This window comes from Streptomyces sp. NPDC053474, assembly GCF_044544845.1.
Lineage (GTDB): Bacteria > Actinomycetota > Actinomycetes > Streptomycetales > Streptomycetaceae > Streptomyces.
Genome location: NZ_JBITXV010000012.1, coordinates 349,408 through 365,134 on the forward strand (window position 1 = coordinate 349,408; position 15,727 = coordinate 365,134).

A 15,727-nucleotide genomic window follows, 5' to 3' on the forward strand; every position below is an offset into this window, starting at 1 on the left:
TTGCTCGTTCGGGGAGGCCGCCTCGTGGGGCGGCGGTGGGGAGGGGAGGGAACGGTCAGTGGTCGTGCTCGTCGTCGAAGTCGGCGACGCCGCGCTTCCAGTAGCCGGTGATGTCGTGGTCGGCCTTGTCCAGGCGCAGTTCGTCGCGGACCCAGCGGCGCAGCGGCTTGATCTGCCCGGCCTCGCCCGCGACCCATACGTAGATCCGCTCGCCCTCGGGCACGGTCACCTCGGTCACGGCTCGCGCCAGGGCGTCGCCGCTGCCTGGCGGACGGTCGCCGCGGTGCAGCCAGCGCACCTCGACGCCCTCGGGCGCGGACAGGTCGATCTCCTGCGCGGCGTCGGCGACTTCGACGAAGGCCCAGCCGCGCGCGTCCCGGGGCAGCTCCTCCAGCCAGCGGGCGATCGCGGGCAGCGCGGTGATGTCGCCCGCGAACAGATAGCGGTCGTAGGCGTGCGGGACGATCAGTCCGCCGGGCGGGCCCGCGACGTGCACGACGGCACCGGGCTCGACCGCGTGGGCCCAGTCCGACGCGAGGCCGCCCGCGTGCGGGACGATGTCGATGTCGATCTCGCCCGCGTCGGGGTCGTAGCGGCGCACGGTGTACTCGCGCGAGGTGGGCGCGGGGCGCGGCCAGCGCAGCATCGACCCGTCCGGCTCGGGAAGGCGCAGCGTGCCGTCCGGCTCCGGGAAGAGCAGCTTCACGTGTTCGTCCGGGGAGTGGGCCTCGAACCCGGCGGCGCCCGGCCCGCCCAGGGTGAGCCGCAGCAGGCCGGTGCCGACCATGGCGGTGCGGACGACCTCGGTCTGCCGGACGCGGATCGGGTAGCCCACCTTCTCGGCGTGGCGGCCCGCCCTGACCTCCGCGATGCGCTCCAGGTGCCGGTCCCTGTGGTCCTTGAGCGTCATGCGGCGCCACCGGTCAACAGCGCTGTCCAGTGGCCGAGTTCGGGCCGCTCGGCCAGGTCGGGGAACTCGACGGTGGCCGCCCCCGCGGCGCGCCAGCGCTCGATGAGGGACATGATGCGCACCGAGTCCAGACCGTGGTCCATCAGGTTGTCGTCGGGCGCGATCTCGGCGGGGTCGCAGTCGAGCAGCTCCGCGACGTCGGCGCGGAGCTGCTCGGGCGACAGGGTCTGGGTCATCGGGTGGCTCCTGGGGGCATCGGGGCCGACGGCGCGGTCGGCACGGGGTGGGCGGCGGGGTGTCGCACCGGGCGGCAAGTACACGGGAGGAGAAGGGAGTTGACAGGGGCGACGCCCCTGCCGGACCACGGCCACGACCGACGCGCGGCCGCCCCCACACCTAAAGTGACCAGCTCCGAATCCACACACTCCCCCGCCCACTCAGGTAAGGCTAACCTAACTAATCACCGGCGGAGTGCGCAAGTGATCTTCACGCCGCACGACCTCGCACGACGCGACCGCGTGCCACAAACGCCGCAGGGCCATATGACGTGACGTCACATGGCCCTGCGTCATGACGCTTCGCGGCGCGCCCCGCGCGAACAGCGGACCGCGCGAACAGCGGACCGCGGCGGCAGCCAGGAGGCGCCGCTCCCTCACCCCCGCGGCGCCTCCTGACTGCCGCCGCTCCCCTGTCCCCACCCCTCCGGCCCGCCCCCGCGCCACTCGATCAGCGGCGACACGGCGACTTCCACCGGGTCGAGGTCCAGGCCCGCGCGCCGCAGGAACTCGGTCACGTCCGCCACGCTGTGGGCGACGCCGACGTTCTCCCCGTGCACGTCCACCCGTCGGCCGCCGGTCGGGGACGCGCGGTGCACCACAATCTCTGCTGTCATGCCTCCAGCGTGCGCCCGCGCCGCGCATGACGCAGTCCGACGTGCCGTCCCCGCGGCCGACGGCGTCTGGCCGACCGGCACCGGCCCGTCGTTTCGCCCATCGGGCCCCGGGTACCCGGCGCCGGCCTTGTCCGGCACGGCGAAACCGAGGAGTCCCCGATGACCCTGAACCCCCTGGAGCAGCGAGGCATCCCGCTGGACCGCCAGATACGCTCCTGGCGCGAACTGGACGTGGAACCGATCGACCCCGACCACTGCGATCCGTACACCCGGTGCCGCATCATCACGATGAACGGCATCGAGGTCGAAGCGGCGCTCTTCAGCCATCAGTTCGCCCGCCACTGCCCCGACCCTGAGGTGCGGCGGCGCCTCGCCGAGGTCAGGTACGTCGAACAACAGCAGCAGAAGGCCGTCAACTGGCTCCTGCCGGGGCTCGCCTCGGTCCTGGAGACGACCATCGCGTACGAGCAGGTCGCGGTGGACCTCACCGCCTGGGTGGCCCGGTCGGAGCCTGATCCGTACCTCCAGCAGGCGTACCAGTTCGGCGTCCTGGAGGACTTCGACCACCTGTTCCGGTACGCGAACCTCTACGAGATGATCGAGCACCGCAAGGCCGACGCGATCGTCGAGCAGCTCACCGAGGTCATGCCGGGCCGCCCCACCAAGCTCCACCACCGGCAGCCCGAGGACAACGTCCGCGAGCCCTACGACCGCTCCACCACGCAGCCCCTGTCCAAGCTGCACGCGCTGACCGTGATGTCCGCCGAGCAGCAGACCATGAACTTCTACATGAACGTCGGCCCGCAGTACATGGAGCCGATCGCGCGCCAGCTCTACCAGGAGATCGCGCTCGTCGAGGAGGAGCACGTCACCCACTACGAGTCGCTCGTCGACCCCGGCGAGACGTGGTGGGAGCAGCTCGTCACCCACGAGTACAACGAGTGCTACCTCTACCACTCCTTCATGGAGCAGGAGACCGACCCCAAGGTGAAGGCCGTCTGGGAGCTGCACCTGAACATGGAGCTGGAGCACCTGCGCATCGCCTGTGACCTGATGCGCCGCCACGACGGACGCGATCCGGGGGAGATCCTCGCCCCCGAGCTGCCCGGCGTCCTCACCTTCGAGCCCAACAAGCAGTACGTGCGCGGCCTCCTCGGCACGCAGATCGACCTGACCACGCTGGGCACCGGCTACGTGCGGGACGCGCACGAGCGGTTCCGGAGCATGCAGGAGCGGATCCACGGCGGCGAGGAGCCGCCGAGCGAGCGGGTCATGGCCCAGCACGCCGACCTGTTCGGGCGCGAGTACCGCTCGCAGCCCGAGGGCGACCACCCCGACACCGCATCCCGCGAGAGGAAGCGCCATGCCTGACACGCCCGCGAGCGACGGCGACGTCGTCACCCTGCTCATGCGGCAGCACGGCGACATCCGCAACCTCTTCGACGAGGTGGAACGCACCACGGGCGACGAGCGGCGCACCGCCTTCCGCCACCTCGTGCGGCTGCTCGCGGTGCACGAGACGGCCGAGGAGGAGGTCCTGCACCCCTACGCGCGGACGGCGTTCGCAGGCGGACGCGACGTCGTCCGGGACCGGCTCACGGAGGAGGGGGAGGCCAAGGAACTGCTCTCGCGCCTCGACGGCGTGGATCCGGAGGACGCCAAGTTCCTGCCCGCCCTGGCCGTGCTGCGCACCGAGGTGGCGCGGCACGCCCGCGCCGAGGAACGGTACGAGTTCCCCCACGTGCGCCGACACACCGAGCCCGGCCGCCTCACGACCATGGCGGCCGGGGTGCGGGCCGCGCGGACCCTGGCCCCCCTGGGCCCGACGGCTGCCGAGAGCCCCCTCCCGGCACTCGTCGAGCGCACCCGCGCCGTCGTGCGCAAGGCCATGGACACGGTGGACAAGGACGGGTGAGACCCGCGTCAGCGTCGGTCGATCGCGTGCAGGGTGAAGGTCACCAGTTCGTCCTCCGCCGCGGTCAGGTCGAGGTCCGGGTGGGCCAGCCAGTGGCTGATGACGCCGTCGATGGCGCCGCCGATGGCCAGGGAGGTCGTGGCGGGGTCGAAGGGCCGGAAGTGTCCGGCCTCCTGGCCCGCGGTGAGCAGGTCCGCGAGGGCCTGCCAGCGGCCCGCGGTGTCGTGGCTTCCGGGGGTCTTCAGGCGGGTGCCGCCGTGGTCGTCGAGGAGCATCTCGGTGATGACGCGCACGTGGCGGCGGTTCTCCCGCTGGTAGCCGACCATGGCGCGGACGTAGGCGACCACGGCGGCGCGCGGCTCCGGCGCGGCCGCGACGCGCTCGCTGACGTACGCGGTGAACTCCTCCAGGACGTGGGCCAGCGCGGCCCGGGTGAGGTTGTCCTTGGAGGCGAAGTGGTAGAGGACCGCGGCCTTGGACAGGCCCGCCCGCTCGGCGATGGCCGACAGGGACGTCGACGGATAGCCCTTGGTGGAGATCAGGTCGATCGTGCACTCGATGAGCTGGCGACGGCGGGCCTGCTCGGTGAAGGTCGGTGTGTCCGCGCGGCGGCCGTCTCGTCGGGCAGCCATGGTGAGCACCTCTCGTTTCCTTCACACACGCGTGGGGCGCTCCTCCCGGCCCCGCGTCGGCCGGGACCGACCGTACACCAGCGCCGATCGCCGCCGATCAGCGCTCCAGCCGCTGATCAGTGCTCCCGCCGCTGATCAGCGCCCCAGGACCGCCATCGCGGCGTTGTGGCCCGCGATGCCGCTGACGCCGCCGCCGCGGCGGGCCCCCGCGCCGCAGAGGTGGACGTTCGGGTGGGCGGTGGCCACGCCCCAGCGGTCCTCGTGGCCTGCGGCGTCGTCCGCGTACGGGAAGGAGAGGTCCCCGTGGAAGATGTTGCCGCCGGGCAGGCGCAGCTCGCGCTCCAGGTCCAGGGGGGTCTTCGCCTCGACGCAGGGGCGGCCGTCCGCGTCCGTGGCCAGGCAGTCGGCGAGGGGCTCGGCCAGGTGCGCGTCGAGCTGGGCGAGGGTGGCGGTCAGGAGCGCGTCGCGGGCCGTGGCGTTGGTGGCCTCGGTGAACAGGCGGGCCGGGGTGTGCAGGCCGAACAGGGTCAGGGTGTGGTAGCCGCGCTCGACCAGGTCGGGGCCGAGGATCGTGGGGTCGGTCAGGGAGTGGCAGTAGATCTCGGCGGGCGGCGCCGCGGGCAGCGCGCCGCCCGCGGCCTCGGCGTGGGCCCGCGCCAACTCCTCGTAGCCCTCGGCGATGTGGAAGGTCCCGGCGAAGGCCTCGCGGGGGTCGACGCAGGGGTCGCGGAGCTTGGGCAGCCGCTTGAGCACCATGTTGACCTTGAGCTGGGCCCCTTCGGCGGGTGGGGGCGGCGGCTGCCCGGTGAGGGCGGCGAGTTCGTGCGGGGAGGTGCCGACGAGCACGTGCCGGGCGGCGACCGTGCCGTCGCCGTCCGCGGTGCGGTAGGAGACCTCGGCGCGCAGGCCGTCGGTCTCGACGCGCGTGACGTCGTGGCCGGTGAGCAGGTCGGCGCCCGCGGCCAGGGCGCGGTCGGCCAGGGCGCGGGTGAGCGTGCCCATGCCGCCGACGGGGACGTTCCAGTCGCCGGTGCCGCCGCCGATGACGTGGTAGAGGAAGCAGCGGTTCTGCCGCAGGTCCGGGTCGTGGGCGTCGGCGAACGTGCCGATCAGGGCGTCCGTGAGGACGACGCCGCGCACCAGGTCGTCGGTGAAGCGGGCCTCGACGGCCCGGCCGATCGGCTCCTCGAACAGGGTGCGCCAGACGGTGTCGTCGTCGACCAGGCGCCGCAGCTCCGCCTTGCCGGGCAGCGGTTCCGTGAGCGTCGGGAAGATCCGCCGGGCCGCGTGCGCGGTCAGCGCGTAGAAGTCGCGCCAGGCCTCGTACGCCCGGTCGTCGCCGGTCAGCCGGGCGAAGGAGGCCCGCGTCCGGGACTCGCCGCGGCCCACCAGGAGCCCGGTGGGACGTCCGTCGCGGACGGTCGGCGTGTACGACGACACGGAGCGGGTGCGGACCCGGAAGTCCAGGTCCAGATCGCGCACGATCTTCCTGGGCAGCAGGCTCACCAGGTACGAGTACCGGGAGAGGCGGGCGTCGAGGCCGGGGAACGGGCGGGTGGACACGGCGGCGCCGCCCGGTCGGCCCAGACGCTCCAGGAGCAGCACGGAGTGGCCCGCGCGGGCGAGGTAGGCGGCCGCCACCAGCGCGTTGTGGCCGCCGCCGATCACGACGGCGTCATAGCTGGGTCGCATGCCTCTTCGTAGCACGGATCAGTTTTCGAGGGGGCGTTTCGCGGGGCGGGGAGGCGTTTCGCGCGGTGTGCGCTTCGGACGTGGGGGCGCCCCGTGTGTCAGGGGCTGCCCGTCGCGCGCTGTTGGCGCAGCGCCGCCACCCTGCGGTAGAGCGCCACCGCCTCCGCGCCGCGCCCGAGCTGCTCCAGGCAGTGGGCCTCGTCGTTGCGGCTGGCGAGGGTGTCGGGGTGGTCCGCGCCGAGGACGCGCTCGCGGGCCGCGGCCACGTGGCGGTAGGCCGTCAGCGCGTCCGCCCAGCGGCCGAGCCAGCCGAGGCCGACGGCGATCTCGCGGCGGCTGACGAGGGTGTCGGGGTGGTCCGCGCCGAGGACGCGCTCGCGCACGGCGCACACGTCGCGGGCCTCGGCGAGCGCCTCCTCCCAGCGGCCCTGGCGGCCGAGGTTGACGCCGAGGCCGTGGCGGGCGCGCAGGGTCTCGGGGTCGGCGGGGCCGTTGACGCGGGCGCGGTCCTCGATGAGGGAGCGGTAGAGCTCCAGGGCCTCGGCGCTGCGGCCGAGGCGGCCGAGGCTGATGCCGACCTCGTAGCGCGCGGCGAGCGTGTCGGGGTGGTCGGCGCCGAGGGCGGCGGCGCGGGCCTCGGCGACCTCGCGGTAGGTGTGCAGCGCCTCCGGCCAGCGGCCCAACTGGCCGAGGGTGTAGGCGACTTCGTAGCGGGTGACGAGGGTGTCGGGGTGGGTGGGGCCGAGGACGCGGGCGCGGGCCGCCGCGACGTCGCGGGCCAGCCGGTAGGAGTCCTCAAGGCGGCCCAGGCGGCTGAGGTTGAACGCCAGGTTGTGGCGGCAGCGCAGGGTGTCGGGGTGGTCGGGGCCCGCGGTGCGCTCCCGCACGGCGAGCACCGAGGTGTACACCTGGTGGGCCTCGAAGTGCCGACCGAGCTGGCCCAGTACGTACGCCATCTCCTGGCGGACGGCGAGCGTGTCCGCGTGTTCGCCGCCGAGGGCGCGCTCGCGGCCCTCGGCGACGCGGGTGTACTCGCGCAGGGCGTCGGCGGGCCGCCCGGTGCGGCTGAGCGTGAACCCGACCTCGTAGCGGCTAGCGAGGGTGTCGGGGTGGTCGGGCCCGAGGACGTGCTCGCGCTCGGCGGCGACGGCGCGGTGCACCTCGCCCGCCTCCGTCCAGCGGCCGAGGCGGCCGAGGCTCAGGCCCGCGTTGTGGCGGCTGACGAGGGTCGCGAGCAGGTCCGGCGACGGGGTGGACGGGGGCCGCGGCTCGCTGGTGGGGCGACCGGTGGCGCGCGGGATCCACTCGCCGGTGAGGCCCGCGGCCGCGTCGGGCGGCGGCAGGCGCAGGGGGCCCGCGCCTGCCGCCTTGTGGCCGGTGGTCATGCCGCGCGTCCACGACGGCAGGGACGGTTCGGACCGGCCGGGCGCGGGCCGCCCCGTGGGCCGCTCGGGGGGCGGGTGCTGGGTGCGGCGCAGGGGCGGGCTGACGACGGTGGGGACGTAGGTGGGGCGGGTCGGCTTGGCGCCGCGGCCCGCGGCGATGCGGCGGCCCAGTTCGCGGGCGTCGCCGGGCCGCTGGTCGGGGTGTTTGGCGAGTAGGTCGAGGACGATCCGGTCGAAGAACTCGGGGAGTTCGCCGCGGCGGCGGCGCGGCGGCTCGGGCTCGGTGTCGCGGTGGCCGACGAGGATCGCCCACGCGTCGTCGAGGTCGAACGGCGGGGCGCCGGTGGCGAGTTCGTACAGGACGCAGCCGAAGGAGTACAGGTCGCTGCGCTGGTCGACCTCGGCGCCGCTGATCTGCTCGGGCGACATGTAGTGCGGGGTGCCCATGGCGATGTTGGTGTTGGTCAGGCGCGAGGTGAAGCCGATGTCGGCGCCGAGCCGGGCGATGCCGAAGTCGCAGATCTTCACCGTGCCGTCGTGCAGCCGCATGATGTTCGCGGGCTTCAAGTCGCGGTGCACGATGCCCTGTTCGTGCGTGTAGGCGAGGGCGGACGCGACCTGGTCGGCGATGTCCACGACGTCGGCGACGGGCAGCGGGTGCCGCGGGTTGTCGTCCAGGAGCTGGCTGAGGTTGCGGCCTTCGAGGAGCTCCATCACCAGGAACAGGACGCCGTCGCACTCGCCGAAGTCGTGCACGACGGTGATGCCGCGGTGCTGGAGCCCGGCCGCGACCCGGGCCTCGCGCCGGAAGCGCTCGCGCAGGACGCGGGTGAACGCCGGGTCGTGCTGGGGCCCGAGCGGCTTGAGGCACTTGACGGCGACCCTGCGGCCGAGCGATTCGTCGCGGGCCCGCCACACCTCGCCCATGCCGCCGCGGCCGATGAGGTCGAGCAGCTGGTACCGGCCCTGGATCAGCCTGGTGTCCCCCGACTCTGGCATCTCGTGCTGTCGCCCCCGTCGCGTCGTCGCGCCCTCCCCGGCCCGTCCAGTATGGCGTCCTGTCTGGCGACTTTGTACGACGCGGGGCGGCTGCCCGGGCCGAGCCGGGCCATGGCGCGCAGGATGTGCCGGGGCGGCAACTGCCAGCGCAGACGCGCGGGAACGCAGCGCAGCACGGTACCCGTGGTGACGAGGCGGCGCGTCACCGTCGCGGGCGGCGGGGCGCTCCTGCCGTACAGCTCGTGGGCGTAGCGGGGCAGCGACGCGTAGGCGAGGTCCGCCACGCGCCGCCACAGCAGGGCGCGCGCCGGGACCAGCAGGGGCGCGGTGGGCGGCCGCCGCAGGAAGTCGTCGACGGCGCGCGCCTCCGCTCCGGCGGCGAGGTCGGGGGCCACCTTCTCGAAGTACGCGGCGAGTTCGGCCGTCGAGGCAGGTACGCGGGCGGGGTCGAGGCCCACCAGGCGGGCGCTCTCGCGGTGTTCGGCGACGTACCGGTCGGCGGCCGCGGCGCCGACCGGGAAGCCGGAGCGGCGCACGACGTGGAGGTAGGAGTCGATCTCGGCGCAGTGCACCCACAGGAGCAGCTCGGGTTCGTCGACGCCGTAGCGCTCCCCCGTGTCCGGGTCGGTCGCCGACAGCATCGCGTGGATCTTGCGCACCCGGGCGCCCGCCGCCTCGGCGGCCTCGGTGGTGCCGTACGTCGTCGTGCCGACGAAGCCCGCCGTGCGCATCAGTCGGCCCCAGGCGTCCTTGCGGAAGTCGGAGTTCTGCATGACGCCGCGCACGGCGCGCGGGTGCAGCGCCTGGAGGTACAGGGCGCGTATGCCCGCGACCCACATCATGGGGTCGCCGTGCATCTGCCACGTCACCGACGAGGGCCCGAAGAGCCCGGGGTCCGCGTCCCTCATGTCCCCACCTCCCCCGTCAGGCTACCGGCAGGCGGGGGGTTTGCCCCGGTGCGGAGCGAAGTGCATCGGCGGGAGCCCCGCGGCCTCGAACACGGCCGCGTCCGGCCCGATCAGGGACATGTACCCGGGGACGATGTTGCCCGGCCCCGCGGCCTTCCCGCGCACATGGCTCCTCGACGTCACCGAGACGCTCTCCAGCTTCCACCACCGCCCGCCGAACCGCGCGTACGCGATCTCGCAGTGCGCGAGCATGTCGTACGCGTACGGCTCGCCCTCCTTCGGGCGGGCGGGGCCCTGTGCCCACTCGTCCCCCGTGGGGCGCTCACGGGCGGGCAGAGTGGCCCCGGCGGGCTTCGCGTCTTCCTCGTCGGATTCGTCGGACGCGCCGCAGCCCGTCGCGAGGAGGGCGGCCACGAGGGCGGCGACGGCGAGCGGGACCGCGGTGGACCGTGGGGTCGTCATGCCCCTATGACGCCGCGGGCACCTCGGGAGTTCAAGCGTCCTTCCGGTCGGGGTCCGGGAGCTCCTCGCCCGTCTCCAGGAGGGTCTTGAGGCTGGAGATGAGCGCGGCCCAACCGTCGTGGATCATCTCCAGGACGGCGCTGCCGGGCTCGAAGCCGTCGTGGACGACGGTGAGCTTGACGGTCTCCCCCTGCGGCTCGATGTCGAACGACACCTTGGAGCGCTTCTCGGCGGCGATCTTCGCGAGCGACTCGTCGTCCAGGTTGACGGCCTTGGCGAAGCCGGGCGTGAACGTGTGCCAGGTGTAGGAGAGCTTCCGGTAGGGGTCGCACTCCAGGACGACCTGCTCCGGGTCGGGGCCGGTCAGGCCGTGCCCCTCCCAGGCCATGACCGAGCCGGGCTTCCAGTCGGTGACGAACTCCAGGCCCCAGTAGCGCCGGGTGAAGACCGGGTCCGTCAGGGCCTGCCAGAGCTTCTCGGGGGTGGTCTTGATGTACGTGGTGTAGACGAACGCGGTGTCGTCGGTGCGGCTCATGGTGCTGCTCTCCAATGCGTGCTTGAGATCGGCGAGCGCGTGGGCCCGCGCCCGGTCGTAACGGCTGATCCAGCGGTCGGCGATGGCGTTGATGGGCTCGGCGTTGAGGTAGTGGAGCTTCTCCCTGCCCCGCCGGACGGTGGTGACCAGATGGGCCTCCTCCAGGAGGGCCAGGTGCTTGCTCACCGACTGCCGGGCCATGTCGAGCCCCGCGCACAGCTCACGCAGGCTCTGGCCGTTGCGCGCGTTCAGGCTGTCGAGGAGCCGTCTGCGGCTGGCGTCGGCCAGCGCCTTGAAGACCTCGTCCATCTGGTGGTCCATCCCCACCCTCCGATAGGCAGCCATTCAGCTGCCTAAAACGATAGGCAGCCATACAGCTGCATGTCAAGGCGGGCCCGGCAGCCTGCGCCGAGGGCCAAGGAACCCCGCGCTCAGCGCCAACAAGCCGAGCTGCCCGCGCGCCACAATGTGAGGGCAGCCGGAGAGGGAACGGGGGCCCGGCACCGTGCTGTCACTCGCGCCTCGCGCCCCTCACCCTTCGCGCCACCACCGGCTGCCGCTCCACGCGCGTCTCCAGCACAACACTCCTAACCGAAGGGGAAATTCGTGCGGAAATCGCTAACCGTGTTCGCCGGTGCCGTCGCGCTCGCGGCGGCATTCGTCGGACCGAACGCCGCCAGCGCGTCCGAGACCCAGTTCACCAAGGTCCCCGGGGTCGAGGGCCTGTACCGGGTGACCGGAGCCAACAGCGACGTCATCGCGCAGGACGCCTACGACCGCTGCGGTGCGGGCACGTGCTTCTTCCAGCACTACAACGGCGAAGGGCTGTTCTGGGTCGTCCCGAGCTGCGGACGCCACCACGTCCCCGGCTATCTGGACGGCAAGGCGACATCGGCCTGGAACAGGACGCCGACGCCCATCGTCCTCTACGACGGCACCTACACCGGGCGCCTCGGCACCATGCCGGGGTGGTTCAAGGGCAATCTCAACCCCGCCCACGACAACAAGCTGAGCTCCGTCGACGCGGCCTGTTGACCCTGCTCTGAACCAGGGGCTCCGGGGCCCCGTCCGAGCCGCCCGCGAGCCGCGCCCCCCTGAGGGCGCGGGTCGCGGGCGGCCTTGCGCGCCCCGCCCTGGACAGACGGCCCGCCCCGCCCGGTCACTCCCCGGTCACCCACAGAGACCTCCGAGGCGCAGGGCAACCATTGGGCGACGTGGGCGGTCAAGGGAGTGAACCGGCGGTGAACTCCCGTACGGACACGCACCGCCGACCTTTACGGACACGCACCGCCGACCTTCGACCAAAGGAATCCGGGAACCTCATGTCTCCAGCACGTCGCCGAGCCCGTCTCACCACGCCCCTGGTCGCCATGTCCCTGCTGACGGGTGGGCTGACGATCTGGTCCCTCGGCCAGAGCCCGGCCGAGGCCGCGACGCCCGCCGCGCAGAAGGCCGCCGCCGCCAAGGCGACGGACGACTTCAACGGCGACGGCTACGCCGACCTGGTCGTCGGCGCCCCGGGCGCCACCGTCTCCGGCAAGAAGAAGGCCGGGTACGTGGCGGTGGCCTACGGCTCCAAGAACGGCCTCGACCCCGCCCACAAGAAGATCATCAGCCGCTCCACCAGCGGAGTGCCCGGCGCGGCCACCACCAAGCAGGAGTTCGGCCGCACCTTCACCAAGGGCGACCTGGACGGCGACGGCTACACCGACCTCGTCATCGGCACCGGCTGGCGGGACGACGGGTCGGTGATCGTGTGGGGCTCCGCGTCCGGCCTCACCGGCGGCACGAAGATCAACACGTACGGTCACGCCCCGCAGGCGGGCGACTTCGACGGTGACGGCAAGACCGACCTGGCGCTGTTCGCCACCGTGGCGTACCACGGCGACGACCCGGTCGACCAGCGGGCCAAGCTGTGGAAGGGCCCGATCTCCCGCACCGCCAAGCCCACCGCGACCCTCGACTTTATGGACAAGTCGCAGTGGTGGAGCTATGGCAGCGACGACCGCCCCGACCTCAACTGCTCCCCGCTGCCCGACAAGCCCGAGAGCTGCATCGACGGCCCGCGCTCCGTGAAGGGCCCGGTCGTGCCCAAGGCCGTCGGCGACATCAACGGCGACGGCCGCGCCGACATCGCCATGAACGACTACTACGGCGACGGCGAGTGGGGCAACAAGGTCCTGTACGGCTCGCCCACCGGCTTCAAGCGGGGCCAGGCCCCCGGCTCCGACGGGGCCCTCGCCCTCGGCGACGTCAACGGCGACCACTACGCCGACCTGGTGGTCGGCGACAGCGAATACGAGTCCGGGGTCATGGTCGCCTACGGCTCGAAGGACGGGCTGAAGCTCGGCGACGGCCAGGTCCAGAAGGTCAACCAGGACCTGCCCGGCGTCCCCGGCGCCGAGGAGGACGGTGACGCCTTCGGCGCCTCCGTCGCCGTGGGTGACGTCAACCGCGACGGCTTCGCCGACATCGCCGTCGGTGTGCCCGGCGAGGACGTCGGCCGGGTGACCGACGCCGGTTCCGTCGTCCTGGTCCGCGGCAGCGCCGCCGGTGTGACCGGCGTCGGTGCGCAGGCGTTCCAGCAGGACACGCCCGGGATCCCCGGCGTCGGCGAGAAGGGCGACGCGTTCGGTGCCGCCACGGCCCTGCTCGATGTCACCGGCGACGGCCGCGCCGACCTCGCCGCGTCCTCGGTCAACGAGAACGCGAGCGCGGGCGCCCTGTGGTCGCTGCGCGGTACCTCCGCGGGGCTCACCGCCAAGAAGTCCGTGGCCTTCGGGCCCAAGGACCTCTCGGCGCCGTCTGTGGCGGCGCTGTTCGGCAGTGCCCTTCGCTAACGCTTGGCTGTAGGCCGCGTTGGGCCGTGGGTCACCTGCGGGTCCTTCGTGGCTGGGCGCGCAGTTCCCCGCGCCCCTTCGGGCACTCCTGTAGGGGCGGAGGGCTTCGAGCCTTCCGCCCCTACGTCGTTCAGGACGCTGCCGCGAACAGCTTCTCCGCCTTCGCGATCGCGCGCGCCAGGGCCTCCGGGTCCGAGCGCAGGTCCGGCACGATCGTGTCGAGGTCGCGGAGCCCGGCGCGTTCCAGGAGGCGCTTCTCGTTCGTCGTCCATTCACCGCGCGCCGCGAGGACCGCGTGGGCCGTTTCCATGGCGGCCACGGCGAGCGCCCCCGCCACCTCGGTGGCCCGGCCCCGCCCGGCGTGCGCGCCCTTGGCGTACTGGAGTGTCAGGGCGGCCCGGCCGCGCCAGAACGCCGGGGCCGCCGTGCGCAGCGCCGACGGGTACTCGGGGCGGGGCAGGGCGCCGCTCAGCACCTGGTTGACGGCGAGTTCGGCGACGAGGAGGTAGCTGGGGATGCCCGCGAGGTGGAACATCAGCGGCTCCCAGTGGAAGCGCCCCTGCCAGGCCTGCGTCAGCTCGTGCTCGACGACGTCGAGGTCACGGTAGTGGACGTCGACGCTGCGGCCCTCGATGCTGAGCCAGGCCCCGCCGTTGAAGACGCCGCCGCCCCACTCCCCCAGCTCGGACACCTCGCCGTCCCAGCCGACGGCGCGCAGGTCCGCCGGGTCGAAGGCGCCCCGGTAGTACACCGCCATGTCCCAGTCGCTGTCGGGTGTGTGGGTTCCCTGGGCGCGCGAGCCGCCGAGGGTGACGGCGTGCACGCCGGGCAGGGCGGCGAGGCGTTCGGTGACGGAGTGCAGGAAGACATCGTCGGTCATGGCGTTCCGATCGTGTGAAGGGGATGACGGGCGTGCGGGCGCGCCGCGCCGACGCCGGAGCCGGGGCTCGGACGGCGTCGTGCGGATCGGCGCGCTGAGGTCATCACTCACTTCATGGGGCGTGATCGTACGGCCCCGGCCGCGGTGCGGCCAGCGATTTTCCGCGCGGCCCCTCGGGCAGGCCGCGAAGGGCCTGCCCGAGGGGCCGCGCGGGCCGAGGGGCTGGGTCACAGCCCGCTCAGCCCTCGCTCAGTGCTCGCTCCTGGACTCGACGGCGTGGCCGCCGAACTGGTTGCGCAGCGCCGCGATCATCTTCATCTGCGGCGAGTCGTCCTGCCGCGAGGAGAACCGCGCGAACAGCGACGCCGTGATCGCGGGCAACGGCACCGCGTTGTCGATCGCCGCCTCCACCGTCCACCGGCCCTCACCGGAGTCCGCGGCGAAGCCCCGCAGCTTGTCCAGGTGCTCGTCGTCGTCCAGCGCCTTGACCGCCAGGTCCAGCAGCCAGGAACGGATGACCGTGCCCTCCTGCCAGGACCGGAAGACCTCCCGGACGTCCGTCACCGAGTCCACGGCCTCAAGCAGCTCCCAGCCCTCGGCATAGGCCTGCATCATCGCGTACTCGATGCCGTTGTGGACCATCTTGGAGAAGTGACCGGCGCCGACCTTGCCCGCGTGGACATAGCCGAAGTCGCCTTCGGGCTTGAGGGCGTCGAAGACCGGCTGGACGCGCGCGACGTGCTCGTCGTCCCCGCCGACCATCAGCGCGTAGCCGTTCTCCAGGCCCCACACTCCGCCGGAGACACCGCAGTCGACGAAGCCGATGCCGCGCTCGGCGAGCTCGGCGGCGTGCTTCTCGTCGTCCGTCCAGCGGGAGTTGCCGCCGTCCACCACGACATCGCCCTCGGCGAGCAGGTCCTTCAGCTCGTCGATCGTGGACTGCGTGGGGGCACCGGCCGGAACCATCACCCAGACCACGCGAGGGCCCTTGAGCTTGCTCACCAGCTCTTCGAGGCTGTGGACATCCGCGAGGTCCGGATTGCGGTCGTAGCCGATGACGGTGTGGCCCGCGCGGCGGATGCGCTCGCGCATGTTGCCGCCCATCTTGCCGAGGCCTACGAGTCCGAGTTCCATGTCGGTTCACACACCTTCCGGGGTACGCCCGCGCAGCTCGCGGTACTTCGTGACCAGGGCCTTCGTGGACGCATCGAGGCCGGGGACGTCCGCGCCTTCGGTCAGGGCGGGCTCGACGCGCTTGGCCAGGACCTTGCCCAGCTCCACACCCCACTGGTCGAAGGAGTCGATGTTCCAGATCGCCCCCTGGACGAACACCTTGTGCTCATACAGCGCGATGAGCTGACCAAGCACCGAGGGCGTGAGCTCCCGCGCCAGGATCGTCGTCGTGGGGTGGTTGCCCCGGAACGTGCGGTGGGCGACCTGCTCCTCCGCGATGCCCTCGGCCCGCACCTCCTCCGGCGTCTTGCCAAAGGCCAGGGCCTGCGTCTGGGCGAAGAAGTTGGCCATCAGCAGATCATGCTGGGCGACCAGGCCCGGCCTCAGGTCGGCGACCGGCTCGGCGAAACCAATGAAGTCCGCCGGGATCAGCTTCGTACCCTGATGGATCAACTGGTAATACGCGTGCTGACCGTTCGTGCCGGGCGTGCCCCACACCACCGG

The 15,727-nt window shown here is 72.7% G+C and carries 15 protein-coding genes and 1 pseudogene; 4 read left to right on the plus strand and 12 right to left on the minus strand.

Translation table 11 applies throughout. The features are described from left to right. Positions 1-55: 55 nt before the first annotated feature. The 3 genes from ACIG3E_RS28460 to ACIG3E_RS28470 all read right to left on the minus strand — a co-directional run bounded on the left by ACIG3E_RS28460 (position 56) and on the right by ACIG3E_RS28470 (position 1,802). On the minus strand, positions 56-910 hold the full coding sequence (locus tag ACIG3E_RS28460) for a siderophore-interacting protein (protein WP_399622184.1): 855 nt from the start codon (positions 908-910) through the stop codon (positions 56-58). Continuing rightward, entirely contained in the window at positions 907-1,146 is a 240-nt protein-coding gene (locus ACIG3E_RS28465; protein ID WP_399622186.1) for a phosphopantetheine-binding protein, read from the minus strand. The genes ACIG3E_RS28460 and ACIG3E_RS28465 overlap by 4 nt, the downstream gene beginning before the upstream one ends. Positions 1,147-1,562: 416 nt before the next feature. Continuing rightward, positions 1,563-1,802 (minus strand): hypothetical protein, encoded by a 240-nt coding sequence (locus ACIG3E_RS28470; RefSeq protein ID WP_399622188.1) that lies wholly within the window; start codon positions 1,800-1,802, stop codon positions 1,563-1,565. A 159-nt stretch (positions 1,803-1,961) separates the two neighbouring features. Here ACIG3E_RS28470 and ACIG3E_RS28475 point away from each other — a divergent pair, with 159 nt between their 5' ends. Together ACIG3E_RS28475 and ACIG3E_RS28480 are read left to right on the plus strand one after the other, a co-directional pair. Beyond that, a complete protein-coding gene (locus ACIG3E_RS28475) occupies positions 1,962-3,173 on the plus strand; it encodes a hypothetical protein (RefSeq protein ID WP_399622190.1) in 1,212 nt (403 codons plus the stop codon). Beyond that, positions 3,166-3,717 (plus strand): hemerythrin domain-containing protein, encoded by a 552-nt coding sequence (locus ACIG3E_RS28480; protein WP_399622192.1) that lies wholly within the window; start codon positions 3,166-3,168, stop codon positions 3,715-3,717. The genes ACIG3E_RS28475 and ACIG3E_RS28480 overlap by 8 nt, the downstream gene beginning before the upstream one ends. Positions 3,718-3,725: 8 nt before the next feature. On the opposite strand, the gene ACIG3E_RS28485 is transcribed toward ACIG3E_RS28480, so the two are convergent. The 6 genes from ACIG3E_RS28485 to ACIG3E_RS28510 all read right to left on the minus strand — a co-directional run bounded on the left by ACIG3E_RS28485 (position 3,726) and on the right by ACIG3E_RS28510 (position 10,639). Beyond that, positions 3,726-4,349: a TetR/AcrR family transcriptional regulator gene (locus ACIG3E_RS28485; RefSeq protein ID WP_399622194.1), complete on the minus strand. Its 624-nt coding sequence runs from the start codon at positions 4,347-4,349 to the stop codon at positions 3,726-3,728. 135 nt (positions 4,350-4,484) lie between these two features. Beyond that, the gene (locus ACIG3E_RS28490) at positions 4,485-6,041 is read right to left on the minus strand and encodes a phytoene desaturase family protein (RefSeq protein ID WP_399622196.1); all 1,557 of its coding nucleotides are present in this window, start codon (positions 6,039-6,041) and stop codon (positions 4,485-4,487) included. 98 nt (positions 6,042-6,139) lie between these two features. Continuing rightward, complete coding sequence (locus tag ACIG3E_RS28495) at positions 6,140-8,425, minus strand: tetratricopeptide repeat protein (protein WP_399622198.1); 2,286 nt, start codon at positions 8,423-8,425, stop codon at positions 6,140-6,142. Continuing rightward, a complete protein-coding gene (locus ACIG3E_RS28500; protein ID WP_399622200.1) occupies positions 8,398-9,333 on the minus strand; it encodes an oxygenase MpaB family protein in 936 nt (311 codons plus the stop codon). The genes ACIG3E_RS28495 and ACIG3E_RS28500 overlap by 28 nt, the downstream gene beginning before the upstream one ends. Positions 9,334-9,354: 21 nt before the next feature. Then, positions 9,355-9,795, minus strand: coding sequence for a hypothetical protein (locus tag ACIG3E_RS28505; RefSeq protein ID WP_399622202.1), 441 nt, complete (start codon positions 9,793-9,795; stop codon positions 9,355-9,357). Positions 9,796-9,826: 31 nt separating this feature from the next. Further along, entirely contained in the window at positions 9,827-10,639 is an 813-nt protein-coding gene (locus tag ACIG3E_RS28510) for an ArsR/SmtB family transcription factor (RefSeq protein WP_399622228.1), read from the minus strand. A 297-nt stretch (positions 10,640-10,936) separates the two neighbouring features. Here ACIG3E_RS28510 and ACIG3E_RS28515 point away from each other — a divergent pair, with 297 nt between their 5' ends. Both ACIG3E_RS28515 and ACIG3E_RS28520 read left to right on the plus strand, forming a co-directional pair. After that, complete coding sequence (locus ACIG3E_RS28515; RefSeq protein ID WP_399622204.1) at positions 10,937-11,365, plus strand: peptidase inhibitor family I36 protein; 429 nt, start codon at positions 10,937-10,939, stop codon at positions 11,363-11,365. Between the two features lie 287 nt (positions 11,366-11,652). Continuing rightward, positions 11,653-13,170 (plus strand): FG-GAP-like repeat-containing protein, encoded by a 1,518-nt coding sequence (locus ACIG3E_RS28520; RefSeq protein ID WP_399622206.1) that lies wholly within the window; start codon positions 11,653-11,655, stop codon positions 13,168-13,170. Positions 13,171-13,300: 130 nt separating this feature from the next. Here ACIG3E_RS28520 and ACIG3E_RS28525 read toward each other — a convergent pair whose 3' ends face one another. From ACIG3E_RS28525 to ACIG3E_RS28535, 3 genes and pseudogenes are all read right to left on the minus strand, one after another. Continuing rightward, on the minus strand, positions 13,301-14,050 hold the full coding sequence (locus tag ACIG3E_RS28525) for a nucleotidyltransferase family protein (protein WP_399622208.1): 750 nt from the start codon (positions 14,048-14,050) through the stop codon (positions 13,301-13,303). Positions 14,051-14,299: 249 nt separating this feature from the next. Next, the gene (gene gnd / locus ACIG3E_RS28530) at positions 14,300-15,184 is read right to left on the minus strand and encodes a phosphogluconate dehydrogenase (NAD(+)-dependent, decarboxylating) (protein WP_399622210.1); all 885 of its coding nucleotides are present in this window, start codon (positions 15,182-15,184) and stop codon (positions 14,300-14,302) included. Positions 15,185-15,190: 6 nt separating this feature from the next. After that, a pseudogene (locus tag ACIG3E_RS28535) lies at positions 15,191-15,727 on the minus strand (glucose-6-phosphate isomerase); the annotation flags it as partial.